25 protein-coding genes are annotated in these 23855 nt (G+C 71.4%); 12 read left to right on the forward strand and 13 right to left on the reverse strand.

The genetic code is table 11. The features are described 5' to 3' along the window. Positions 1-23: 23 nt before the first annotated feature. From ACFY2L_RS12395 to ACFY2L_RS12410, 4 genes are all read left to right on the forward strand, one after another. Positions 24-827, forward strand: a complete 804-nt coding sequence (locus ACFY2L_RS12395; protein ID WP_390656887.1) for an alpha/beta fold hydrolase — start codon at positions 24-26, stop codon at positions 825-827. Further along, positions 827-2116 carry a PP2C family protein-serine/threonine phosphatase gene (locus ACFY2L_RS12400; protein ID WP_390822229.1) on the forward strand — a complete coding sequence of 430 codons (1290 nt, stop codon included), beginning with the start codon at positions 827-829 and terminating at the stop codon, positions 2114-2116. The genes ACFY2L_RS12395 and ACFY2L_RS12400 overlap by 1 nt, the downstream gene beginning before the upstream one ends. Next, on the forward strand, positions 2113-2451 hold the full coding sequence (locus tag ACFY2L_RS12405) for an STAS domain-containing protein (RefSeq protein ID WP_390656889.1): 339 nt from the start codon (positions 2113-2115) through the stop codon (positions 2449-2451). The genes ACFY2L_RS12400 and ACFY2L_RS12405 overlap by 4 nt, the downstream gene beginning before the upstream one ends. Before the next feature lie 465 nt (positions 2452-2916). Beyond that, complete coding sequence (locus tag ACFY2L_RS12410; protein ID WP_390822230.1) at positions 2917-3723, forward strand: IPT/TIG domain-containing protein; 807 nt, start codon at positions 2917-2919, stop codon at positions 3721-3723. 471 nt (positions 3724-4194) lie between these two features. On the opposite strand, the gene ACFY2L_RS12415 is transcribed toward ACFY2L_RS12410, so the two are convergent. After that, positions 4195-4806: a PP2C family protein-serine/threonine phosphatase gene (locus tag ACFY2L_RS12415; protein ID WP_390822231.1), complete on the reverse strand. Its 612-nt coding sequence runs from the start codon at positions 4804-4806 to the stop codon at positions 4195-4197. A 193-nt stretch (positions 4807-4999) separates the two neighbouring features. Between ACFY2L_RS12415 and ACFY2L_RS12420 the strand changes: the two genes are divergently transcribed. Beyond that, entirely contained in the window at positions 5000-5362 is a 363-nt protein-coding gene (locus ACFY2L_RS12420) for an STAS domain-containing protein (RefSeq protein ID WP_390822232.1), read from the forward strand. Beyond that, the gene (locus ACFY2L_RS12425; RefSeq protein ID WP_390822233.1) at positions 5359-6288 is read left to right on the forward strand and encodes an anti-sigma factor RsbA family regulatory protein; all 930 of its coding nucleotides are present in this window, start codon (positions 5359-5361) and stop codon (positions 6286-6288) included. The genes ACFY2L_RS12420 and ACFY2L_RS12425 overlap by 4 nt, the downstream gene beginning before the upstream one ends. A gap of 16 nt (positions 6289-6304) precedes the next feature. Here ACFY2L_RS12425 and ACFY2L_RS12430 read toward each other — a convergent pair whose 3' ends face one another. The 4 genes from ACFY2L_RS12430 to ACFY2L_RS12445 form a co-directional block, all read right to left on the reverse strand. Next, positions 6305-6565, reverse strand: a complete 261-nt coding sequence (locus ACFY2L_RS12430) for a hypothetical protein (protein WP_390656894.1) — start codon at positions 6563-6565, stop codon at positions 6305-6307. Positions 6566-6685: 120 nt separating this feature from the next. Next, positions 6686-7168, reverse strand: coding sequence for a DUF3618 domain-containing protein (locus tag ACFY2L_RS12435; protein ID WP_390822234.1), 483 nt, complete (start codon positions 7166-7168; stop codon positions 6686-6688). A 123-nt stretch (positions 7169-7291) separates the two neighbouring features. After that, positions 7292-8335 carry a YihY/virulence factor BrkB family protein gene (locus ACFY2L_RS12440; RefSeq protein ID WP_390822235.1) on the reverse strand — a complete coding sequence of 348 codons (1044 nt, stop codon included), beginning with the start codon at positions 8333-8335 and terminating at the stop codon, positions 7292-7294. 60 nt (positions 8336-8395) lie between these two features. Then, on the reverse strand, positions 8396-8761 hold the full coding sequence (locus tag ACFY2L_RS12445; protein ID WP_390822236.1) for an STAS domain-containing protein: 366 nt from the start codon (positions 8759-8761) through the stop codon (positions 8396-8398). Between the two features lie 168 nt (positions 8762-8929). Here ACFY2L_RS12445 and ACFY2L_RS12450 point away from each other — a divergent pair, with 168 nt between their 5' ends. Next, positions 8930-9409, forward strand: coding sequence for an ATP-binding protein (locus ACFY2L_RS12450; protein WP_390656898.1), 480 nt, complete (start codon positions 8930-8932; stop codon positions 9407-9409). A 147-nt stretch (positions 9410-9556) separates the two neighbouring features. Continuing rightward, positions 9557-10546 (forward strand): magnesium and cobalt transport protein CorA, encoded by a 990-nt coding sequence (locus ACFY2L_RS12455; protein WP_390822237.1) that lies wholly within the window; start codon positions 9557-9559, stop codon positions 10544-10546. Between the two features lie 68 nt (positions 10547-10614). Here the strand turns inward: ACFY2L_RS12455 and ACFY2L_RS12460 are convergent, their stop codons facing one another. From ACFY2L_RS12460 to ACFY2L_RS12475, 4 genes are all read right to left on the reverse strand, one after another. Then, positions 10615-11664, reverse strand: coding sequence for an aromatic acid exporter family protein (locus ACFY2L_RS12460; protein WP_390822238.1), 1050 nt, complete (start codon positions 11662-11664; stop codon positions 10615-10617). 286 nt (positions 11665-11950) lie between these two features. After that, the gene (locus ACFY2L_RS12465; protein WP_390822239.1) at positions 11951-12538 is read right to left on the reverse strand and encodes a NifU family protein; all 588 of its coding nucleotides are present in this window, start codon (positions 12536-12538) and stop codon (positions 11951-11953) included. A 6-nt stretch (positions 12539-12544) separates the two neighbouring features. Next, positions 12545-14455, reverse strand: a complete 1911-nt coding sequence (locus tag ACFY2L_RS12470) for a ferrous iron transporter B (RefSeq protein ID WP_390822240.1) — start codon at positions 14453-14455, stop codon at positions 12545-12547. 38 nt (positions 14456-14493) lie between these two features. After that, positions 14494-14799 (reverse strand): ferrous iron transport protein A, encoded by a 306-nt coding sequence (locus ACFY2L_RS12475; protein WP_390822241.1) that lies wholly within the window; start codon positions 14797-14799, stop codon positions 14494-14496. Between the two features lie 679 nt (positions 14800-15478). On the opposite strand from ACFY2L_RS12475, the gene ACFY2L_RS12480 reads away from it, so the two are divergent. From ACFY2L_RS12480 to gap, 3 genes are all read left to right on the forward strand, one after another. After that, positions 15479-15613: a hypothetical protein gene (locus ACFY2L_RS12480; RefSeq protein WP_390656904.1), complete on the forward strand. Its 135-nt coding sequence runs from the start codon at positions 15479-15481 to the stop codon at positions 15611-15613. Continuing rightward, entirely contained in the window at positions 15610-16404 is a 795-nt protein-coding gene (pflA, locus tag ACFY2L_RS12485) for a pyruvate formate-lyase-activating protein (protein ID WP_390822242.1), read from the forward strand. Before ACFY2L_RS12480 ends, pflA begins: the two co-directional genes overlap by 4 nt. A gap of 171 nt (positions 16405-16575) precedes the next feature. After that, a complete protein-coding gene (gene gap / locus ACFY2L_RS12490) occupies positions 16576-17604 on the forward strand; it encodes a type I glyceraldehyde-3-phosphate dehydrogenase (RefSeq protein WP_390822243.1) in 1029 nt (342 codons plus the stop codon). A 62-nt stretch (positions 17605-17666) separates the two neighbouring features. On the opposite strand, the gene ACFY2L_RS12495 is transcribed toward gap, so the two are convergent. Next, entirely contained in the window at positions 17667-19352 is a 1686-nt protein-coding gene (locus ACFY2L_RS12495) for an IPT/TIG domain-containing protein (RefSeq protein WP_390822244.1), read from the reverse strand. Between the two features lie 400 nt (positions 19353-19752). Here ACFY2L_RS12495 and ACFY2L_RS12500 point away from each other — a divergent pair, with 400 nt between their 5' ends. Further along, positions 19753-20487 (forward strand): IPT/TIG domain-containing protein, encoded by a 735-nt coding sequence (locus ACFY2L_RS12500; RefSeq protein WP_390656908.1) that lies wholly within the window; start codon positions 19753-19755, stop codon positions 20485-20487. Positions 20488-20612: 125 nt separating this feature from the next. Here ACFY2L_RS12500 and ACFY2L_RS12505 read toward each other — a convergent pair whose 3' ends face one another. From ACFY2L_RS12505 to ACFY2L_RS12515, 3 genes are all read right to left on the reverse strand, one after another. Then, positions 20613-21026, reverse strand: coding sequence for a cytidine deaminase family protein (locus ACFY2L_RS12505; protein WP_390656909.1), 414 nt, complete (start codon positions 21024-21026; stop codon positions 20613-20615). Positions 21027-21158: 132 nt separating this feature from the next. Beyond that, complete coding sequence (locus ACFY2L_RS12510; protein ID WP_390656910.1) at positions 21159-21590, reverse strand: ATP-binding protein; 432 nt, start codon at positions 21588-21590, stop codon at positions 21159-21161. 200 nt (positions 21591-21790) lie between these two features. Continuing rightward, on the reverse strand, positions 21791-23830 hold the full coding sequence (locus ACFY2L_RS12515) for a non-reducing end alpha-L-arabinofuranosidase family hydrolase (RefSeq protein ID WP_390822245.1): 2040 nt from the start codon (positions 23828-23830) through the stop codon (positions 21791-21793). Between the last annotated feature and the right edge of the window lie 25 nt (positions 23831-23855).

The following is a 23855-nucleotide window of genomic DNA, read 5'->3' on the forward strand; positions in this document are numbered from 1 at the left end:
CTGAACCTGAGAGACTGACCGGTATGGACATCGCCCGCAGGAACAACGTCACCGTCCTCGGCAACCCTCGGGGGCGCACGGTGGTGCTGGCCCACGGCTTCGGCTGCGACCAGAACATGTGGCGGCTGACGGTGCCTGCGCTGAGCGAGGAGTACCGGGTGGTGCTGTTCGACTACGTGGGCTCGGGCCGCTCGGATCCGTCCGCGTTCTCGGAGAATCGTTACGCCTCACTGGGCGGGTACGCCCGGGACGTGGTCGAGGTGTGCGAGGCGCTCGATCTGCGCGACGCGGTGTTCGTCGGGCATTCGGTCAGCGCGATGGTCGGGGTGCTGGCCGCCGGCGCGGCTCCCGAGCGGATCGGGGCGCTGGTGATGGTCGCTCCGTCGCCCCGGTACGTCGACGACGAGGGGTACCGGGGCGGGTTCAGCGCCGACGACATCGACGAGCTGCTGGCATCGCTGGAGTCGAACTACCTCGGCTGGTCGGCGGCGATGGCACCGGTGATCATGGGCAACGGGGAGCGCCCCGAGCTGGGGGAGGAGCTGAAGAACAGTTTCTGCGCCGCCGACCCCGACATGGCGCGCGTCTTCGCCCGCACCACCTTCCTGTCGGATTCCCGGGGCGACCTGCACCGGGTGAAGGTGCCGACACTGGTGCTCGAATGCACCCAGGACGTCATCGCCCCCAGGGAGGTCGGCGCCTTCGTCCACCAGGCGATCCCCGGCTCGACGCTGGTCACGCTCGACGCGACCGGGCACTGCCCGCACCTGTCCGCCCCCGAGGCCACGAACGAGGCGATCACCGGCTTCCTGGCGGCCCTGCGGTGATGTGCCGGACCGGGGCACAGCCGGACCCGTACGACGCCGACGACGAGAAGACCTCGGACGCGACCTTCGCCGCGCTGCTCGAGGACAGCGCCGAGGAGCTGTACGACAGCGCGCCCTGCGGATACCTGTCCACGCTGATGGACGGCACGGTCGCGAAGATCAACGCCACCCTGCTGGGCTGGCTCGGCCTCGACCGGCGTGCGGTGGTGGGCCGGATGCGGTTCGCCGACCTGCTGACCGTGGGCGGCAAGCTGTACCACGAGACGCATTTCGCGCCGCTGCTGCGGATGCAGGGGGAGATCGGCGGGATCGCCCTGGAGATCAGACAGGCCGGCGGTGACCGGATGCCGGTGCTGGTCTCCTCCGCGGTCAAGCACGGCAGCACCGGCGAGCCCCAGCTGATCCGTACCACGGTCTTCGACGCCCGGGACCGCCGCGCCTACGAGGAGGAACTTCTGCGCGGCCGGAAGGCGGCCGAAGAGGCACGCAGGCAGGCCGAGGCCGACCGCGCCCGGCTGCAGGACGCCCTCGCCGTGCTCCAGCAGTCGCTGCTGCCGGACACCCTGCCGCCGATATCCGGTGTGGAGACGGCCGCCCACTACCACACCGCCTCCCCGGACCGGCTCGGCGGCGACTTCTACGACGTCTTCCCCATCGACGGCAAGCGTTTCGCGTTCTTCCTCGGTGATGTGTGCGGCAAGGGTCCCCAGGCCGCCGCCGTCACCTCGCTGACCCGCTACACCCTGCGCGCCGCCGCCCTGCACGACCCCGACCCCGTCAGCGCTCTGTCCACCCTGAACAAGGTGCTCCACGAGCGCTACGCCGGCGGCGGCGACCCGCGCTACTGCACCGCCGTCTTCGGCACGCTCGAACCGGACCCGGTGACCGGCCACGTCACCGTCCACCTCGCCTCGGGCGGCCACCCTCCGGTCCTCGTCCTGCGCGCCGACGGCACGGCCGGCTTCCTGCACACCCCCGGGGGTCTCCTCGTCGGCGTCCTGCCGTCCGCGCAGTTCTCCGCCGCCGCCACCGTCCTCGCCCCCGGCGACACCCTCCTCCTCTACACCGACGGCCTCACCGAAGCCCGCACCGGCGAGGACCGCACCACCTTGTACGGCGACGAGGGCCTGCTCGCCTTCGGCACCGCCCACGCGGGCCGACCGCCGCACGCCGTGATCCAGGCCCTGACCGGCCTGCTGGCCACCTTCGGGGACGGTCTCGACGACGACACCGCCCTGCTCGCCCTCGGCGTTCCCCAGCCCCCTTTGGAGACGAAGAAGACGCCATGAGCCCGCTGCGGATCACCACTCGAGACGCTGCCACCGGTCCCGTTCTGGAGATCACCGGCGCACTCGACCACGCCACCGCCCCCCAGCTGCGCGAACTGATCACCACGCTCACCCTCGGTCCAGGACAGCGCCTCGTCCTGGACCTGGCCGGCATGGAATTCTGCGACTCCAGCGGCATCACCGCCCTGATCGCCGCCCGCCACCACGCCCACGCCGCCCAGGCCGACATCGCCCTGGCCGCCGTCCCCGCGAACACCCTGCGCATCCTGCGCATCGTCGGTCTCGACCAGATCTTCCCCCTCCTCCCCGACGGAGGGTCCGCCACCCGGACCTGACCCACGACCGCTGCAAGGGCGCACGCAGGAGCTTTCGAAGCTCGTTACGGGCCGTACGGCGACATCAACGCTCGCGCGCCCCGCCATACGGGTGATGTTCCGTCAGTTCTCTTGTCGCGTCATCACCCGCATGGGCCAATGGGGATGTCCGGTGGGCAGCCCATCCCATTCGGGACAGCGCGTATCGCTGGTACTCGCGACCTGTACGCGCGTCAGCAGCACATGCAGCTGCGCCCGCAGCCCATGCCGAGAGCTGAGCGACGCGTCTTCGACAGCTCAGCGAAGACCGTCACAGCCGACAGAAGTCGTGGCCCTCGCCCGGCACTGTGATCTCTCAACGCCGCACCCGGGCCATCTCCCCCCGCCGCCGCAGCCGTGCCGCCCCGGCACGAAGCCCTGCGGGCATCCGCGCGGGGAGCGGCTGCCGCGCTCCGCACACCGACAACCCGATCCAGGAGGACAGTCATGTCTCAAGCCACTCTGCTCCCCGTCCTGTCGCAGCCGACGCTGATCGCCGCGGTCCCCGGCTTCGGGCCGACCACGGGCGGCAACTCCGTCCTGCTCATCGGCACCAACCTCGGAGGCGCGACCTCGGTGACCTTCGGCGGCACGCCCGCGACCATCGTCTCCCAGGACCTCTTCGGCTTCCTGATCACCGTGACCGCGCCGCCGCACGCCGCCGCCAACGTTCCCGTCGTGGTCACCACCCCGGCCGGCGCCAGCACTCCCGCGAACTACACCTACGTGGGACCCGTCGTGCCCCCGCCCCCGAGCGTCCTCGCGTTCACCCCGCCCGCCGGCCCGACGACCGGTGGCACCCCCTTCACGATCGTGGGGACCAACCTCACCGGCGCGAGCGTCACCTTCGACGGCGTCCCGGCCATCGGGGTGAACGTCATCGCGGGCGTGGTGCTGACCGGTGTCACGCCGCCGCACGCCGCCGGGAACGTTCCGGTCGTCGTGACCACCCCCGCCGGCAGTGCCACCGTCGCCGGCGGATTCACCTACGTCAGCCCGCCGCTGCCCACGGCGGTCTCCATCACCCCGGCCACCGGTCCTGTCGTCGGTGGTACGCCGGTCGTCATCGTGGGCACCAACCTCGCCGGTGCGACCGTGACCATCGGCGGTGTCCCGGCCACCAGCGTGGTCGTCGACGTCACCGGCACCATCCTGACGGCCGTCACCCCCGCCGGGGTGGCCGGGAACGCGGCGGTCGTCGTGACGACCCCGGCCGGCAGCGCGACCGTCGCGGGCGGATTCACCTACATGTGACCGATGCGGGTGCGGGCCGGACGGCGACCGCTGTCCGGCCCGCACCCACGGAGGGACGGAAAAGAAGATTCAAGCGGCATTCGTCACGGCAACGAGCGGGATATAAAAGCATATTCTCGGTCATTATTGCGGTGATTCGCCCGGGAAATACGCTCCTTGGTGCGCCCCCACCGATCGGGTGACAAGAGAGGGAATCTCTTGCGGCATATTCCATGCCCTGCGTTACTAAAAGTATCCAACCGGTGGGCAGCCCAGCCTCTCCGGGGGGCGGGGTATCCGGTCCGGCCGCTGCCTGCCTTGCGCGTAGGGCGGCAGCGTCGAGCTGGTGCCCCGATGGGCACCCCCTCAGAGGCGTGGATCCCCCAGCCGGTGCCATTCCCATGGCGTCGGCTGGGCGGTTGGTTCCCTCGGTGCCGCAGCAGGAGCTCGCGGGCCGGCCGGCGCGTACGTCTACCGGGTGGGCGCGTATCTCTACCGGGCCGGCCGAGAAAAGAAGTCCGGCCGGATGAGGAGCAGGGCGCGGTCGTCCGGATATTCGGTACCGGGCTGGTGGTCGAGAAAAAGCTCGCACAGGTCGTGCACGTCCAAGCCGGTGCCCCGGCGGGCCGTCTCGGTGAGACGCTCCAAGCCCACGTCCAGGCGTTTCCTGCGGCGCTCGATCAGACCGTCGGTGTAGAGCAGCACCGCCGCGCCATCGGCCAGGGTGGTCTCGCCCTGGCGGTAACGGGCGTCGGGGACGGGTCCCACCGGCGGCGAGACGGGTCCGTCGAGATAGCGGCTGGAGCCGTCGGGGCACACCACGAGCGGCGGAGGGTGTCCGGCCTTGACGTAGGTCAGGGTGCGGGTCGGCCGGTGGTGGAGCAGATAGGCGGCGGTGGCCATCTGGCCGCGGTGGTAGATGTGCAGCGCCTCGAGGTACATCTCGTCGATCTGCGTCCCCACCGCCTGGCCGACCAGGCTGATGTAGCCGGACGCCTCCTGGAGTCCGATCACCGACTCCAGCGACGTCGCCAACTCGCGCACCAGCGTCCGCAGGAACACATCACGGTCCAGGTCGATCTTCACATCCACCGGGTGGCCCATGGCGCCGCCCCTCCTCATCTCTGCACGCCCCGTAGACCGCGCGGGCCGTCCGGTCACGTCCGGACGCCCGCGGACGACTCGTGGCAGGCGCTGGAGCGTACCGCGAGCCGGCACCGTCGCGGGGGCGCCTTCGGGCGACTTCGACGGTAAGGGATACTGGCAACCCGGCAGCAGGGAATCCAGGGGTGACGGCGTGGACGGTTCAGGGGAGACGGCTGCGCCGCCCGCAACGCCCACCCGGTCCGCGGGCGCCCTGCGCGTGCACCCGCTGGCGGACCGGCCAGGCTGGCAGGTGGCCGGCGAGATCAGCCTGATCACGCGCCGGGCCTGGGAACAGACGCTGCACCAGCTTGCCCTGAGCGACGAAGAGGCGTGCCACTTGGAGCTTTCCGCGATCACCTTCGTCGACGTGGCCGGTGTCTCGGTTCTGGCGGTGGCCGCCCAGAGCCTTCCGGAGGGACGACGCATCGTGCTCGAAGAGGCGCCCGCCGCCCTGCGGCGCGTGCTGGGCATGTTCTGGCCGGACCTGCCCTCGGTCGAGGTGGTGACGGCGTGACGACCGCTCCGACCGCAGAACCGTTCGTCCATCCAGCCCTCTTCTACCGAGGAGAGGAAGAGTACCTGCGGGGCACCGTGCCCTTCGTCCGTGACGGCCTGCGGGCCGGAGAACCGGTGGCGGTCGCCGTACCCGGACCCAACCTGGCGATCCTCAGGACGGCCCTGGGCGGGGATGCCGCGGACGTACGGTTCCTCGACATGACCGAGGTCGGGCGCAACCCCGGACGCATCATCCCCAAGGTGCTCCGCGCCTTCGCCGACGCCCATCGCCGGACGCGGGTGCGGATCATCGGCGAGCCGATCTGGGCCGGCCGCAGCAGTGTGGAGTACCCGGCGTGCGTCCAGCACGAGGCGCTCATCAACCCGGCGTTCCAAGGCCGGGACGTCACCATCCTCTGCCCGTACGACGCCGACCGTCTCCCCGAGCAGGTCCTCACCGACGCGTACGCGACGCATCCCGTCGTCATCTGCGGCGGGAAGGAGCGCAGCAGCTCTGCCTACGCTCCCGAGCAGGTGATCGCGCGCTACAACGAACCCCTGGCCCACACGGCGCCGGCCGACGAACTCGACTTCGACGCCGACGGACTGCCGGGCGCCCGGCAGTTCGCCGTCGAGCGGGCCGCGCGATACGGCCTGTCCGGTGTCCGCCTGGAGGACGTCGCCCTCGTCGTGGCCGAGCTGACCACCAACAGCGTCGTGCACGGCGGAGGTTCGGGCACCGTGCGGGTGTGGTCCGAAGGCGACCAGGTGGTGTGCGAGGTCCGCGACCGCGGGCAGCTGAGCGATCCGCTCGCCGGACGACGCCCACCGTCACGGGACCAGCTGGGCGGCCGGGGCCTGTTGCTGGTGCACTGTCTCGCCGACCTCGTACGCGTCCACACCGGCCCCGAGGGGACGACCGTCCGCTGCTACGTCGGCCGCTGATCCGCCCGCCGAGGGGTCACTCGGCTCGATCAGTGCGTGCGCGCAGCCGCTGCCAGCAGCGGTGGACGTGGTCCTCGGCCTCGCGTACGGCCGAGAGGGCGGCGTCGGACGGCGCCGCCGCGGAGGGCGCGTACCTGTCACCGCCGGATGCGGTGCGCCGGCCCGCGCGGGCGGCGTGTCCTCGGCAGGCCTGGTGGAGGACGGCGGCTCGGGCGACCAGGATCATGACGATGAGCGCCGCGGCTGTCACCGCCGCGGCCGCCTGCTGGTCCGACATGGCTGTGAGAGTCCTTCGTGCGGGAACGGCGGGGAGGCGGGAGAGCCGGTGACCGCGTCGTGCGGCGCTCCCGCCTCCCGGTGCGCGTCGGGCGGGCGATCCTCGACGCATCTGTCCGGCTCACTTGGTCCGGCGTCGGCAGGCCAGCCACACCACGGCGGCCACCCCCGCTGCGGTCAGCAGCACCTTGCGGTTGTCCCGCGCCATCCGGGCTCCCTCGGCGGTGGTGTGCCGCACCGGCCCGGGCGCGTTCTCCTGCCACGTCCGTCCGGCCCGGGCCGCCTTCGCCCGGGCCTGTTCGGCGGCCTTCGCGGCCGTGTCCCTGACCGGGGCGGGCACCCTGTCCTGCGCCTGGTGCGCCAAGTCGGCGGCCCTCGCCTTCAGTTCCCCGGCCTTGACCGTGGCCCGGTCCTTCAGCTCGTCGGCCTTCGCGCCGGCCTGTTCCCTCACCTGGGCGGCCTTCTCCTGAGTACGGGCCTTGACATCGGTCCTGGCCGCCAGCGCCTCGACCGTCCGCCCGAGCTCGGTCCGGGTCTGTTCGACCTGCTCGCGCAGTTCCTCGGGGCCTTCGGCGGTGGGTTCGTCGTGCGGCGGCTGCGTCATCGGTGTGCGCTCTCCTCGATTTCGGCCACGTCGGCCTTCACGTACTCGGCCGTCTGCTCGGGTGCGAGCGGAGCGGCCCGTTCGGTCTGCTTCCTTCCCCTCATGGCCGGCGGCGGGGGACGGTCATACGTCGTCCAGCCGGCGCACGTCCTCCTCGTCCCACGTCCGGGTGTCGCGGGGCTCGGTGTAGGGCTCGGTCTCGGGCGGCAGGCCGCCCGCGATGGACCGCTGGCGCACGGTCTCGGCGTCGAACTCCAGGCCCAGCAGGATGGCCACGTTGCTGATCCACAGCCAGACGAGGAAGACGATGACACCGGCCATGGTGCCGTAGGTCTTGTTGTAGGAGGCGAAGTTGGTCACGTAGAACGCGAAGGCGGCGGAGGCGATCATCCAGATCCCCAGGGCGAGGAAGCTGCCCGGGGTGATCCACCGGAACCCCTTGACCTTGGCGTTCGGGCTGGCCCAGTACAGGACGGCGATCATGATGGTGACCAGGACGACCAGGACGGGCCACTTGGCGACCGACCACACCGCCAGCGCGGTGTCCCCGACGCCGAGGGCGGCGCCGGCCTGGCGGGCGATACCGCCGGTGAAGACCACGATCAGCGCGCTGATCACCGCCAGCACCATCAACACGACCGTCAGCACGATGCGGAGGGGGACGATCTTCCACGCCGGGCGGCCTTCCGGCATCTCGTAGACCTTGTTCGCCGCGCGGATGAACGCCGCGATGTAGCCGGACGCCGACCACACGGCCAACGCCAGGCCCAGGACCGCCATGACGGACCCGACGCCCGCGTTGCCCTGCAACTGCTCCACGGCCCGGGTGATGATGTCGCGCGCCGAGCCGGGCGTGAGTCGCCTGAGGTTGTCGAGCACCGTGTCGGTGGCCGACTCGCCGGCGATGCCCAGCAGGGAGACCAGCACCAGCAGCGCCGGGAACAGCGACAGCACCCCGTAGTACGTCAGGGCCGCCGCGCGGTCGGTCAGCTCGTCGTCCTTGAACTCCCGCAGGGCTCCCTTGAGCACCGCACCCCAGGCCCGTCCGGGCAGCTTCGTCGGTGCCGCCGGTGCCCGCCGCTCCACCTCGGGCCCGGGCCCGACGTCGTCGGGTGCCGGTACCTCGTCGTGGTGGGACTTCCGCCCTGGAAGATGCAAACTCGCCATGGGCGCCGGGTAACCCGTCGGGCCTCGTCTACGCCACCGGTGTCGCCCGCGGGCGCGGCGTCAGGCCTCCAGGGCGTCGCGGACGGTGGCGTGGCAGTCGATGACCTCGTCGAGTCCGACGAGCCGCATCGTGCGCAGCACGGACTCGGTCGGTGCGGCCAGGCGCAGCCAGCCGCCGGCGCCGCGGGCGGCGTTGTGGGCGGCGACGAGGATGTTGATGCCGCTGGAGTCCATGAACGTCACCCCGCCGAGGTCCACCACGCTCCGCGGGGGCGTCGTGCCCCCGGGGACGATGAGCGCCTGGCGCAGAGAGCCGCCGCTGTCATGGTCGATCTCCCCACGCACGGTGATGACGTGGACGCCGTCGATGGGGGTGCAGGTGACCGTCAGACCGTCTGACCCTGCTGTCCCGCTGTTGTCTGTCACACTTCCCTCAACAACGCTCAGTGACTTCGGCCGGCCGTTTCCCGCCGGAAGGCTGCCTGGATACTACGGGGCGTCCGGCGATGCCGTGCCGAGTGGGGGCAGGCAGGCGTGCACGGGGCGAGGGCGGGTACGCGCGGGCGTATGAACGGGGTGATGAAGACAGTGGGGATGGAATCAGTCCCTGTCGGCGAGGAGGGTCCCATCAGTGTGAACCGGGATCCGTGGCAGGTGTCCGCCGCGCTGGACGGTGACGGAACGTGCATCGCCGAGGCCCGCCGTCTCGCGGTCGATTTCCTGACGCGTCTCCAGGCCGACCGCGGGATACCCGTCTCGTCGCGCGCGATGGACCTCACGCAGCTGGTGGTCAGCGAACTGGTCACCAACGCCCGCAAGTACGCACCCGGGCCGGTGCTGCTCGATCTGCGTGTCACCGGCGCCGTCGTGGAGGTGGTGGTCTGGGACAGCGACCCGGTGCTGCCGGTCGCCCGTGCCGCCGACCCGGGCCGGGTGGGCCAGCACGGGCTGGAGATCGTGATGGCGGTCGCCGAGGGCTTCGAGGCACAGCGCGAGCCGGTGGGCAAACGCATCACCGCCCGTATCGCGCTCCTGGACGATCACGGCGGCGTGGCCGGCCGTCACCGGGCCTGACCCCCGCCCCGGCTCGCGGCGTGGACGTCGGCCACGACCGCCCCGGGCGGGGCCGCCTGGGGGGACGGCCAGGGGAACGCCGCGTCCGGCGGCCGGTTGCCGACGGGCGGCGGGCATGCAATCGCCGCGGCGGTGCAGGCGTGAAGCATGAGGTGTGTCATCTACCGCGAGTCAGCGGACGAGCCGGAACAGGTGGACTGCCGACAGGCCGACGGCGGTCGTGCGGCGGTGCTGGACAGTCTGAAGCGGGTGACGGGAGGCGAGTTCTGCTGGGTGCATCTGGACGATCCCGGTCCGGGGGATGTGCAGGAACTGGCCGGCCCTCTCGGGCTGCATCCGCTGGCGGTCGAGGACGCCGGTGAGGCGCATCAGCGGCCCAAGCGGGAGCGGTACGGGGACGTGCTCGCGGTGGCGCTGAAGACACTGTGGTACGTCGAGGACGGCAGCGAGGTGGAGACCGGCGAGGTCATGGTCTTCACCGGCCCGCGGTTCGCCCTGACCGTCCGTCACGGCGCGGCCGACCCCACCGCCGAGGCGGCCCGGCGGCTCCGTGCGGACCCGCCGCTGCTGCGCTTCGGGCCCGCCGCCGTGCTCCACGCCGTGCTCGACACCGTGGTCGACTCCTACACCGAGGCCGCCGTCCAGATCCGCACCGGGCTTGCCGCGCTGGAGCGGCGCGTGTTCTCCCCGGAGCGCGAGGACCTCACCGAGGAGATCTACTCCCTCAAACGGGAGGTGCTGGAATTCCGGGACGCGGTCCAGCCCCTGGTCCCGGTGGCGCAGGACTTCGCCGGCCCCCACGCCGAGTGGTCCGAGGAGATGCTGCCGTACTTCCGCGACGTCGCCGACCACCTGCACCGGACCGACACCGAGGTGCGCTCCCAGGACGAGCTGCTCAACTCCGCCCTCGACGCCCACCTCGCCCGGGTCGGCACCTGGCAGAACGACGACATGCGCCGCATCTCCGCCTGGGCCGCCATCCTGGCCACCCCGACCCTCGTCGCCGGCGTCTACGGCATGAACTTCGCCCAGATGCCCGAACTGAGCTGGGCCTACGGATACCCCCTCGCCATCGCCGTCATGGTGGGCGCCGCCGCCCTGCTGCACCGGGCCTTCCGCCGCAACGGCTGGCTGTAGACGCCGGGCGACTACGCCGGCCGGGCGGAATCGGCCCGGTGCCGCGGCCGGCGTCGCCCCCGAAGGCGTCAGTCCTGGACGAGCTGAGCGGCCAGACGGCGGGCCTGGGCCAGCAGTTCGCCGTGCGTCGCCAGCGCCTCGGGATCCTCCCGCACGGTCCCGGGCAGCCGCCGCTGGAGCTCGTCGAGGCTGCGCCGCAGCTCCGCGACAGCCTCGCGCAGCGCTCCGTCGGCGGACCGCTCAGAGCCGGTGCCCGCCAGCCGGGTCCCGCCGTAGAGACCGATCGCCCGGGCGGTGTGGCGCAGGAAGTCGGCGTAGGGGCCGGTGATCTGCGGGGCGGGACGGGCCTCGCCGTCCTTGCGGCTCGCGATCTCCAGCACGGTGCGGGTCACGCCCGCGGTGTGCACGGCGACATGGTCCAGTACGGCCAGCGCGTCGTCGTACGCCTTGCCGGGCGGGGAGACGGCAGCCGTACCGCGGCCACGGTGATTGCCCCGCATGCTTTCGCGGCTCCAGCCGATCGCGGAGCGGGCCTGTTCGACCAGACGTCCCAGCCGCAGCGCGCGCTCGTGCCACTCCCCGGCCGCGTGGGTGCCCCCCTCACCGCCGGCCAGCCCCTCGGCCACGTCGGCCAGAATGTCCCGCGCCTCGCGAGCGGCGTCCTGGAGGGCGGCGCGGGTGTCCCGCAGATAGAGCGGGGGCCGGATCAGCGCGTTGACCGCGAGGCCGACCACCGCCCCGAAGACCGCCTCCACGATGCGCGCGCCCGAGGTGAGGACGGTGACCTGTCCGCTGGTCAGGACGAACAGCGCGCCGGTGGCGGCGTAGATGCCCTGGCTGCCGAGGCGCTGCCACTGCGCCAGCAGGAGGACCGCCGGAAGCACGAGGACCATCGTGATCATCGTGCTGTCCAGCAGCAACGCGACGGCCGTGGCCACCACCGTGCCCACCGCGATCGCCGCCAGCTGCTGCAGACCGTGCGCGAGCGACCGGTACACCGTCGACTCGACCAGCACGACCGCCACCCAGGGAGCGACGAACGCCATCGGAGCCTGCAGCCACCACCCCGCCACCGCCCACGCCGCACAGGCGGCCAGCGCCGCCTTGCCGGCCTGCATCACCAGATCGCGTTCACGGCCCGGTTCGCTCCACGCCCGCCGTACCGCCCCCACGACGGCCCAGCCATGCCGCCGAACCGCTCCCGTCGTCCTCGCCCACCACTCCATGGCACAGCAAGTGCCACACCAGGGACGACGGATGCGCCGCTGTGGGCACCCTCACGGCCGGCGGTTCCCCGGCATCGGCGACCGGTGGGCCGGCGCCGTGCGGATCTCCGTCGGCGAGGCGGCGGTCCGCACGGCCGCCGCGGGCATCCATCCGGGTGTGCCGTCGCGCATGGCGGTGTCAGGCCCGGGAGGCGGCCCGGTGGATCAGGCGGGAAACCCGGCCGCCGGGGCCGGTCTGCCTGACCTCGACGAGGTGGGGGCACCGCTCGCGCAGCAGACGTTCCAGGCGGTGCTGGAGAGTGATCCAGGCGGCGGGACACCCGTCACAGGTGCCGCCGAGACGGACGGTGACGACTCCCTCGCGCACCTCGACCAGGTCGATGGTGCCGCCGTGCGAGCGGGCGTACCGGCCCGACGGTCCGGCGAGGAGCTCCCGGGCCGCGGCATACAGCGCCGCGTCGCCGGCGGCGTGGCCATCGCCGGCGGGCTCGGCCGAGGTGCGCCAGTCCGCCGGGTGTTCGAGGGACCGGTGCAGCGCGGTACGGATTCTGGCTCCGTCGCCGGACCAGGACCGGTTCTCGCCGAGATCGGTGACGACGGCGGAGGGCTCGACGACGACCCGGGTGAGGGTGCCGTCGGCCAGCAGTGCCGCCAGCGGTGCGGGCACCGCGGTGGCCGGGCCCGTGCAGGCGAGGGTGCCGGCGGGGACGATCCAGCGCATCTGGCGGGGACGGCCGGGGAGGGGCTGGGGGTGCAGGGGAATCACCGGCGCTCACCCGCCCGTCAGCGCGGCGGTGACGGTGCGCGCCAGAAGGGCCATGAGCCAGGCCGTCACGGTCAGATAGCCGAAGGCGATCGCCGGCCATCTCCAGGTGCCGGTCTCCCGGCGGATGACCGCGACGGTGGCCATGCACTGCAACGCGTAGGCGAAGTAGACCAGCAGCGCGGCGATCGTGGGCGCGGTGAGGACCTGCTGCCCGGCGCGGGGCCCGTCCGGGTAGGTCATGGCGCGCAGGGCCCCGGCCGGATTCTCCGCGTCCTCGGCCGCGGCGACCTGCCCGAGGGTGGCGACGAAGGTCTCCCTGGCGGACTGGGCCGACAACACGCCGACGTTGACCCGCCAGTCGAAGCCCAGCGGATCGAAGACGGGTGCGACGGCCCGGCCCACGGTCGCGGCGTAACTGTGGTCGATGACATAGGCGGACACGGCCACGGAGTTTGTGGTGTCGACACCGGCCGCCCGCATCTGCGCGGCGGAGTGCAGCGGCAGGTTCAGAGCCAGCCACAGGGCGAGGGAGGTGACCACGATGACGGTCGAGCACTTGCGCAGAAAGGCCCGGGCGGACGACCACATCGCCAGCAGCACCGCGCGAGGCGCGGGCATCCGGTAGGGCGGCATTTCCATGAAGAACGGCATCGGCGTGCCATGGCGGTCCGTGAGCTTCTTGACCGCCCAGGCGGCGACCATCGCCGAGACCGCGCCGAGCAGATAGAGGCCGAACATGATCAGGCCCTGCGCGCCGAACGGGCCGATCCGGCTGGACGGGTCCACCAGCAGGCCGATGAGCAGCACATACACCGGGAGGCGCGCCGAACAGGTCATCAGCGGGGCCGCCATCATCGTGGCCAGGCGGTCCTTCGCCGAGGGCAGGGTGCGCGTCGCCATGATGCCGGGGATCGCGCAGGCGAACGACGACAGCAGCGCCACGAAGGCCCGCCCCTCCAGCCCGGCCCGTGCCATCACCCGGTCCATGAGGAACGCCGCCCGCGACAGATAGCCCACGCCTTCGAGCAGTGCGAGGAGCAGGAAGAGCAGCACGATCTGCGGGACGAAGACCAGGACGCCGCCGACGCCCCCGATGACGGCGTCACCGAGCAGTCCGGACAGCCACGGGCTGCCGACATGGTCGGCGACGAGGCCGGACAGCCATCCGAACAGCGTCTCCACACCACCCTGCAGCGGCGCCGCGAGGGTGAACACGGTCTGGAAGAAGACCATCATGACCGCGAAGAACACGATCAGGCCCCACACGGGGTGCAGCAGCACCGCGTCGAGGCGCTGGGTGGCCCGATGCCGCTCGGCCGGGCGGTAGCCGGCGAAGACGAGCACCGACTCCGCCCAGGCGTCCAGTTCGGCGGGGTCGGTGGGCGGGGCGAGGACCGGGGCCGGCCAGGACCGCCAGGAGGCGATGCGCTCCCGCAGCTGCGCGATGCCGAGCCTGCGGTGGCCGACCACGGCGAGCACCGGTACGCCCAGGGCCCGGGACAGCGCGTCGACGTCCAAGCGGCCCTGTCTCAGAGCGAGTTCATCGGTGAACGTCAGCACCACGCAGGTCGGCAGCGAGCGGGCCAGGACCTGCGCGACGAGCAGCAGCGAGCGCCGCAGAGTGGTGGCGTCCACGACGACGAGCAGCGCGTCCGGCCGGGGTGCGCCGTCCAGCCGGCCGTCCAGGACGTCCACGGTGATCCGCTCGTCCGGACTGATCGGCTCCAGGCTGTAGGTGCCCGGCAGATCCTCGATGAGCTGGGCGCGGCCGCCGGCCCGGCAGGTGCCGACGTACCGGGCCACGGTCACGCCCGGGTAGTTGCCGGTCTTGGCGCGCAGACCCGTCAGGGCGTTGAAGACGCTGGTCTTGCCCGCGTTGGGGCTGCCGACCAGCGCGATGCGCGCATCCTCGGTCACGCCCGTGGCCACACCCGCGGGCCCGTGACAGCCCGCGGTCACCGGTCGGCCCCGATGGTGCGCACGTACGCGGCCTGTGCCCGCCGCAGACACACCTCGTAGTCCTTCAGCCGGTAGACGACCGGGTCCCGCAGCGGCGCCCGGCGCACGACCTCCACCACGGTGCCGGGAGTGAACCCGAGGGCGCCCAGCCGGCGTACCGTCTCGGGCTCTCCGTCCGCGACGACCTCGACGACCGTGGCGCGAGCACCGGGCGCCAGGTCGGCCAGGGAACGCGGCGCGCGCCCCACCACAGCCGTCGCCCGGCGACCCGGGGCTCCGGCGTACTCATCACCCATGCTCATCCGCGTCTCCGCCACGCCATGCCGGACGCGTGCCGTCCGGTCACCCAGATGTCAGTGAGGCTAGCCTTGCCTGCTCTCGGTGATGGCTGGAATCCGGCCTGTACGAAGGCACCGTCCGGCCCGGCTCACAGGGCCGTACGGCCCTTGGCCCAGCCGATTCGGTCCCCCCCCGCACGGCGGAGCCGGCCTCGGGCCGTCGTCGAGGCGGCAGGTTCGAGCCGACCACGGCGCCGCTGCGCCGCCGATCCGCCCGCCGGGCTGTTCAGTCCGCGCCGAACGGGACGGGTGGGCCGCCGGTCGCGCCGAACGGAACGGGCAGGCTCCCGGTCGCGCCGACGGGACGGGTGGGCCGCCGCTCGCGCCGAACGGGACCGGCGGGACACCGGCTGGACGGGTCCCGAGGCGGCGGCCGCCGACCGGGCCGTCCGGTTCGGGCGACGCACGAGGGGCGCCCGAGACCGGCGCCCTGGACGCGCGTACCCGATCGTCCCCGGCCTCCCCGGCACGCTGATCCGCCCGCCACGGCCCTCGGACGGTCACGTCCGCCCGCGCAACCGGGGCCGATGGTCCCGGCAGCCGGTGCCGGACGGATCGAGAACCTGCCCTGTACGGCGCTCCCTCGATCAGTCCCGGACGGCGAGCATCGACGGCGAGACGAACGCGCACGAGAGGAACCGTGATGACCACGACCGTGACAGCCGGCGGCCGGACCGCCGCGGCCCGGCGGCAGATCGAGGCCCTGTGCCCGACCGGTTCCACGGACCGTGGGCGGCGGTTCCACGTGACCGGCCACACCCTCGGAGGAACGCTGTGAGTACCGCGACCGACCCGGCGGCGGGCCGCGCCGCGGGATGCGAGCGGGCGACGGCCCCCGCGCCGACCACGGGCCGGATCCACTCCTGGGACCTGTCCACCGGCGTGGACGGTCCCGGGACCCGGTTCGTGCTCTTCGTCAGCGGCTGCCCCCTGCTCTGTCTGTACTGCGCCAACCCCGACACCTGGCACATGCGGGACGGCCGGGAGGCGACGGTGGACGAGGTGATGGCGGAGATCGAGAAGTACCGGGCCTTCGTCACCACCGCCGGGGGAGGGGTGACCGTCACCGGCGGCGAACCCCTGCTCCAGCCGGCCTTCACCGGCGAGGTGCTGCGCCGCTGCAAGGAGGCCGGACTGCACACCGCCCTGGACACGTCCGGCTACCTGGGTTCCCGCGCCACCGACGAACTCCTCGCCGACACCGACCTGGTCCTGCTGGACATCAAGTCCTTCGACGTCCGCACCTACCGGGAACTGACCGGCGGCGAACTCGCCCCCACGCTGGACTTCGCCAGGCGCCTGGACCGGCTCGGCAAGCGGGTGTGGATCCGCTACGTGCTGGTGCCCGGCTGGACCGACTCGCCCGACGCCGTGTACGGCCTCGCCCGCTTCCTCGCCGGTCTCGGCACCATCGACCGCGTCGAGGTCCTGCCCTTCCACAAGCTCGGCGCCGCCAAGTACGACGCCCTCGGCGTGCCCTTCCGCCTGCGGAACACACCCACCCCGGGGCCGGACCTGGTCGGGCGGGTCCGGGACCAGTTCCGCGAGCTGGGCCTGAACGCCTACTGAACGCCCCGCTCACCGGCTCGAATCGAAGAGACGCGGGACCGCGCATCGGGGGCCGGTGGGGCCCAAGGTCCCTCATCCAGGCCCCGTGAGGCCCAAGCCCCACCCGCTCCCGCCCAACAGACTGGCAGCACAACCGGAACACCACCGGGCATCGATCGAGAGGCGACGGACATGACCGTGCGCGTGGGCATCAACGGCTTCGGCCGCATCGGACGGAACTACCTGCGCTGCGTGCTCGAGCGTGCGGAGACGGCGGCGGGCTCGCCGGTCGAGGTGGTGGCGGTCAACGACCTCGCCTCGCCGGCCGCGCTGGCCCATCTGCTCGCCTACGACTCGACCTACGGCCGCCTCGACCGTACCGTCGAGCACGACGAGACGTCGTTCACCGTCGACGGCCGGCGCATCGCCGTGACGGCCGAGCGCGACCCGGCCGCACTGGCCTGGGGCGACCTCGGCGTGGACATCGTGATCGAATCGACCGGCCGTTTCCGCACCCGTGAGCAGGCCGGCCTGCATCTGCGGGGCGGCGCCCGCAAGGTGCTGCTGTCCGTGCCCGGCAAGGACGTCGACGCCACGATCGTGATGGGCGTCAACGAGGGCACGTACGACCCGCAGAGCGACCACGTGGTCTCCAACGCCTCCTGCACCACCAACTGCGTTGCCCCCATGGTGAAGGTGCTCGACGAGAACTTCGGGATCGTCAAGGGGCTGATGACCACCATCCACGGCTACACCAACGACCAGGTGGTCCTGGACGGCCCGCACAAGGACCTGCGGCGTGGCCGCAGCGCCGCCGTCAACATCATCCCCACGTCCACCGGCGCCGCCCGTGCCGTCGGTCTGGTCCTGCCCGAACTGGCCGGCACCCTGGACGGCATCGCCGTACGGGTGCCCGTCGAGGACGGGTCGCTGACCGACCTCAGCGTGGTCCTGGACCGGCCGGTGACCGCCGACGAGGTCAACGCCGCCTACCGGGAGGCCGCCGACGGACCGCTGAAGGGCGTCCTGCGGGTCTCCGACGCCCCGATCGTCTCGCGCGACGTCGTCGGCGATCCCGCCTCGTGCGTCCTGGACGCCCCGCTGACCCAGGCGCACGGCGATCTGGTCAAGGTCTTCGGCTGGTACGACAACGAGTGGGGGTACACCAACCGGCTGCTCGACCTCACCGAGTACGTCGCCGCCCGGCTTCCGCAGAGCTGATCCGGTCCGGCGGGTCCCCGTCCCCCAACGCGTCGGCGGAAGGACCGCCCGGGATCAGGTGATCAGGTGTACGTGTACGGCGTGGGGGACGTCGCCGTGGCTCCCGTGGAGGTCGTCGCGACCACCGCCACGGGACCGGTGGTGGGCATCGGTGGGGTGACCGCCTGGACCTTGACGGCGGACATGACCTTGAACGAGAGGGCCGCGACGCCGCCGAAGGTGACGCCGTTGACCTGGGACAGGAAGGTCCCGTTGAGATTCACGATACGGCTGCCGGCCCGCGGCCCCGAGACCGGGCTGATGCTGGTGATGGTGGGACTGCCGATGTAGGCGTAGGAGAGGCTGTTGGAGACGCCTCCCGGGCTGACCATGTAGACGGGGACGCTGCGGGCGAGGCCGGACGCCGGGACGGTGACCCTGAGCTCGGTGTCCGAGACGACGGTGGCGGGCACCTCCAGGTTGCCGAACCGCACGGACTTGACCCCGACGAACCGCTGTCCGGTCAGGGTGACGACGTTTCCGCCGTTCATCGATCCGGAGGCGGCCGAGAGGTGGCTCACGACGGGCAGCCGGCGGTAGTAGTAGTGGCCGACGATCGCCGTCCCGCCGCTGGCGGTCACGGTGACCGGCACGGCCGACCTGATGGCGGCCGGGGTGACGACGGTGAGCGTGGTGTCGCTGACGACGGCGAAGTCCTTGGCCTGCCGGACCCCGAAGCGGACGTCGGTGGTGCCGAGAAAGCCCCGCCCTTTGATGACCACCGTCGTTCCGCCGCCGCGGGGGCCCGTGTTGGGGGAGATGCCGGCCGGCCTCCGCTGGACGTGGACCGTGTCGTCACCGTGGTCGACGGCGTAGAGATACCCGCCGTCCGGTGTGGTCGCCACCTCGTGGGGCTCGGCCAATCCCGGGATCGTTCCGCTGACGCTGTTGCTGCTCGGGTTGATCACGGTCAGCGAGCCCGCGCCGGTCAAGGAGGCGTAGACGAGCGTCCCGTCCGGGGAGGCGGCCAGATAGTGCGGGTTGGCGGCGACGGAGACCGTGTCGGTGACGGTGTTGGTGCCCGTGCTGATGACGCTCACCTTCCGGGCACCGGAGTTCGCCACGTACACGCGGGTCCCGTCGGGCGTGACGGCCAGGCCCAGGGGCGTGCTGAAGCCGGTCACGGTGGCCACGACGTTGTTGCCGACCGTGTCGATCACACTGACGGTGCCGGCCACGGAGTTGCTGACGTAGGCACGCAGACCGTCGGGACGGAGGGCGACGACCTGGGGGCCGCTGCCCACGGGGATGGTGTTCGTGACCGTGTTGGTGGCCGTGCTGATGACACTCACGGTGTTCGCGCCGGAGTTCGCCACGTACACGCGGGCTCCGTCGGGGGTGACGGCCAGCCCGCGCGGCGCGGTCAGGCCGCCGACGCTGCCGACGAGGGTGTCGGTCACCGTACTGACGATGCCGACGGTGCCCGAGCCGGGCCTCGTCACGTAGAGGCGCAGGCCGTTCGGGGTGACCGCGACGGACCACGGGCCGGACCCCACACCGATGGTGGCGACGACGGCGTCGGCGGCGGTGTCGATCACGCTCAGCGTGTCGGCACCCGAGTCGGTCACGTAGGCGCGCAGCCCGTCGGGCCGCATGACGACGGAGTGGGGTGCCGCTCCCACCGGGATCGTGTCGGCGTCGGCGACCAGGGCGTGCGACGGAGCATTCCCCAACTGCCTTGTCTCCGGCCCGGCTTGACTGACGGACATGCTGGATCCTCTCGACCGGACTCCCGAATTCGGTAAGTGTCAGAGCGAGTCGAGGATTTCATGCCCTGAGATTCAATGACCCGGCGCCCGTGATTTCAGGAGTCGTTTCCCTATGCTTCCTGGATCGTCCCATCAACTGCCCCTCCATATAAGAGGTGCATGGGGGCACTCGGGCGCATATTCCGGTACTGAGGATTAATTCATCTCATCGTATTCACCACTCAGTGCATCATATGGGCCCTACTCCATCCGCGGAATGCCTGCTTCGCTTTTCGTACGAGGGACGCCCTGCGTGAGAGTCCGACTCCACTGAAATGGTGCCGGCGACACAGGCCCATTGCTCCCGCATGCGGGGCCGCCTTCCCGGAGAAGAAAGCACCCAGCGCGGAGGAGAAGCCTCGTGGTCACTCTCAACCCGAACCAGGGACCCACCTCGGGCGGCAACCAGGTCGTCATCACCGGCACGAACTTCACGGGCGCCACCAGCGTGAAGTTCGGAACCAAGTCGGCAAGCTTCACCGTAGACAGCGCCACCCAGATCACCGCTGTGGCGCCGTCGAACAACGCGGCGGTCCAGGTCACCGTCACCACCCCGGGCGGAACGACGGCCCCGGTCTGGTACTACTACATCACGCCCCCGACCAAATCGAGTCTCAGTGAGACCGTGGGGCCACTCGACGGCATCCCGGTCACCCTCACCGGTTCGAGCCTGACGACCGCCACGTCGATGTCCTTCGGCTCCAACTCCGTCGTCCCCACGGTGGTGAACGACACCACGCTGAACGTCACGGTGCCGCCCGTGACCACCCCCCAGACCGTCCCCGTCAGCGTCACGACCAAGGGTGGCACCACCAACGGGCTCACCTTCACCTACGTGGCCGCCCCGACGGTGACCAGCATGGACCCCACCACCGGACCGGACTACGGCGGCACGGCCTCCACCATCACCGGCACCCACCTCAGTGACGTCGTGGACGTGTCGTACGGTCCCGACTCGACCTCCTACAACGTCATCGACGACACCACCATCGTCGCCTACTCGCCAGGCGGCACGGGCACGGTCACCGTCACCCTCACCAGCGCGGGCGGCAGCGACTCCTCGCAGACGTTCACCTACACGGTCACCCCCGGCTGAGCCGCCCGGCCCACACCAGAGTCCGCAGTCCGTCCGACGGAACCGGGGAACAGGCCCGGCTCCGTCGGACGGACCGTTCGGTGAGGCATGCGGGCACCGCGGGGCCCGCGCCGAGTCGGCGCGGGCTACTCGGCGTCGAGCTGGTGGTCGGCCCAGACGTAGCTCTCGGGCAGCAGGTCGGTGATGAGGACGGTGCGGACGCGGTCGCCGCCGCCCACGATGACCTCGAGGGCGGGAAAGTAGTCGAGAAGGACCTGACGGCACCGGCCGCAGGGGGGAACGACTCCCCGGTCGCGGTCGCCCACGGCGACGATCGTGTCCAGTTCGTAGGCGCCCTGGGCGGCCGCCGCGCCGATGAGCACCAGTTCGGCGCAGGGTCCCCCGGTGAAGTGGTAGGCGTTCACCGCGGTGATGATCCGGCCGTCCCGGGCACGGGCCGCGGCCGCCATCGTGTGGTTGTCACCCCGGCAGCGAGTGCCGGCGACGTGCGCCGCGGCCTGGACAAGTTCGTGGTCGACGTGGTGGATCTGCGTGGTCATCTTCTCTGCCTTCGTCGGGTGTCAGCCGACGGTGACCCGAGTGACGGCGGTGTGCAAGCGAATATCGGCACCTCGTGGACGACCCCGTCCCGGACGCTCTGCGCACGACGCTCGACGCTCGTCACCCAAGCCTCACCGAAGGCCGCAGGCGCCGGACTGGTGGGGCGGCTGGAAGCAGGCGGTCACCTCCTTGCCGCGCGGGCAGCGGTAGGCCTGCCAGTCGTCGGCCAAGGCGTCGACCAGGAGCAGACCCCGCCCCCCTGGCGCCCCCTCACCCGGGGAACGCTGCTCGGGCAGCCGGGGCGAGGCGTCGTGCACGGTCACGTGCAGGCACTCCTCGTCCCAGGTGAGGATGAGCTGCGCCGCACTACGGGCGTGGACGTGGGCGTTCGTGACCAGCTCGGACACGGCCAGCAGAACGGAGTCCACCAGATCCGGGGCCGTCCGCGACCAGCCGAGCGTCTCCAGATGCGCACGCGTCCAGTCCCTGGCCGCCTTCACGCCGCTGTTCACCGGCAGGGAGCGTGCCCATCCGACAGCCCTCATCGACGAGTCTTTTGCCACGGTCTCTCCTTGAGCGAACCAGCGGGGGCCTAGGGGGTGTTTCGAAAGTCCCGTGTGCCCGCAAACCGCGTGCTCAATAGGGCGACCTCCGTTCGCGGCCGGACCGTAGCGCCGGCCGGCGCGATCGGGCGATCTGCTCGACGGCCTCGGGGAACTCGGGGAGGCAGGCCCCCGACGGTGCGCCGGGGGCCTGCGACCGGTCAGCAGGTCGAGTTGGTCTGGGTGAGCAGGCCGAGCCGCCACGGGAGGGTGTTGTAGTCACCGGTCGCGTTGGGGTTCAGGCCCTGGTACAGGTACTGGAGCCGGCAGGAGGGAATGGTCAGCGTCTGGTCGTAGCCCGCGCGGATCATCTCCCCGTGGCTGATGTCCCGGGTCCAGGAACCGGCAGGGAACGTCACGTTGCCCGACTTCGCGAACGGGTTGCTCTCGGACGCGGCCAGGGGTGTCCACGACCCGGCGAGACTGCTCGTGGTCCAGGAGCGGAAGTAGCGCCGGCCGTCCGTGCCGATGGCCTCGACGAGGAGCAGGTACTGGTTGGCGCCCTGCACCTTGTAGACGTTGCTCGCTTCGAACAGCGCGTACCTGTTGGAGTCCTGGGCCGCGATGACGGTGTTGGTGAAGCCGTTCGGGAACTGGCCGACGGTGGTCTGGGAGCGGTACAGGTGACCGTTGTCGTCGGAGGAGAACAGATAGCAGTTGGCGCTGTCGCAGATCACCCACATGTCGACCCAGTAGCCGTTGCCGATGTTCTGCCGGATGATGTCCGGCATCGAGGAGTAGAAGTTGCGGGGCGCGCTCCACCCGTTGGGGTTGCTGATGTCGGGGTTGGTGGAGTACGAGGCGTTGCCGGTCTGGTAGACGAGGTACCACAGGCGCTGCGGCGCGTAGTAGAACACCTGCGGCGCGGCCCGGTACCCGGTGCCGACGGCGGTGCGGTCCAGGTAGTGGTGCGTGGCCGAACCCGCCTGCGACCAGTCGGAGAAGTTCAGGTACACCAGGTTGTACCCGGAGGCGCTCGCGGTGCTCGCGAAGACGTGGTACTTGCCGTTGTAGTAGACGACCGACGGGTCCTTGATCCCCGCGATGTTGTGGGTCGCGTCGGACTTCGGGGAGATCAGGGCACCGCTGGAGCTCCAGGAGAAGCGGGAGGGCAGCGCGGCGGCGGACCGGGACGACCGGGTCGTGGCACTCTCGGCGGCGGCTGCGGGACGTGCGGCCGCCGTGCCGCCCAGCGCGGTGAGCGTCGACTGGTAGGCCGACTTCTTGTTTCCGCCGCGGTCGAACAGCAGGGGGTTCTCCCCGCTGCGCCAGGAGTCGCTGTCGCGGATGCCCCAGACCGTGATGCCGGTGCAGCGGGCCACGTTCATGCAGGCCCGTACCGTGTTCGCGTACGCCGTCGTCGGCGCCTGGGCGATGTCCAGCTCCGTGATCTGGACGTCGACGCCGAGGGCGGCGAAGTTCGACAGCGTGGTCTGGAAGTTCGACGGCGGGCCGCCGGTGCCGAAGTGGGCCTGGAAGCCCACGCAGTCGATGGGCACGCCGCGCGCCTTGAAGTCGCGCACCATGCGGTACACGCCCTGGGTCTTCGCGGCGTTCCAGTCCTCGATGTTGTAGTCGTTGTAGCAGAGCTTGGCCGCCGAGTCGGCCGACCGCGCGGTGCGGAAGGCCTGTTCGATGAAGCCGTCGCCCAGCCGGTTCTGGAACACCGAGGGGCGGTGCTGGCCGCTGCCGCCGTCGGCGAAGGCCTCGTTGACCACGTCCCAGGAGTGGATCCGGCCCTTGTAGCGGTTCATCACCGTGGTGATGTGGTTGTTCATGACGCTGCGCACGGTGTTCGCGTCGCCGATGGAGCTGACCCAGGAGGGCAGTTGGGAGTGCCACACGAGGGTGTGGCCGCGCACGCGCTGACCGCGGGCCGCCGCGCGGTTGACGATCTGGTCGGCGGGGCCGAAGTTGAACGCGTTCCGAGAGGGCTCGGTCGTGTCCCACTTCATCTCGTTCTCGGGGGTGACCGAGTTGAACTCGCGGTCCAGGATCGTGGTGTACGTGCCGTCGCCGAGTTTTCCGGCGGCGACCGCGGTCCCGAAGTACCGTCCGGACTGGGCCGCCTGGGCGCCCAGCGTGGAGGCACGGACGGCGTCGGGGGCGGCGGTCGCGGCGACGGGCGTGACCAGGGTGGCCACGGCCAGCAGGGATAACACCGAGGCTCGGCGACGGCCGAGCCGTTTCAGCGGGTTCATGGATCTCCTCGTACGGTTGGCGGGG

The sequence above is a fragment of the Streptomyces sp. NPDC001381 genome (assembly GCF_042895685.1).
Taxonomy (GTDB): domain Bacteria; phylum Actinomycetota; class Actinomycetes; order Streptomycetales; family Streptomycetaceae; genus Streptomyces.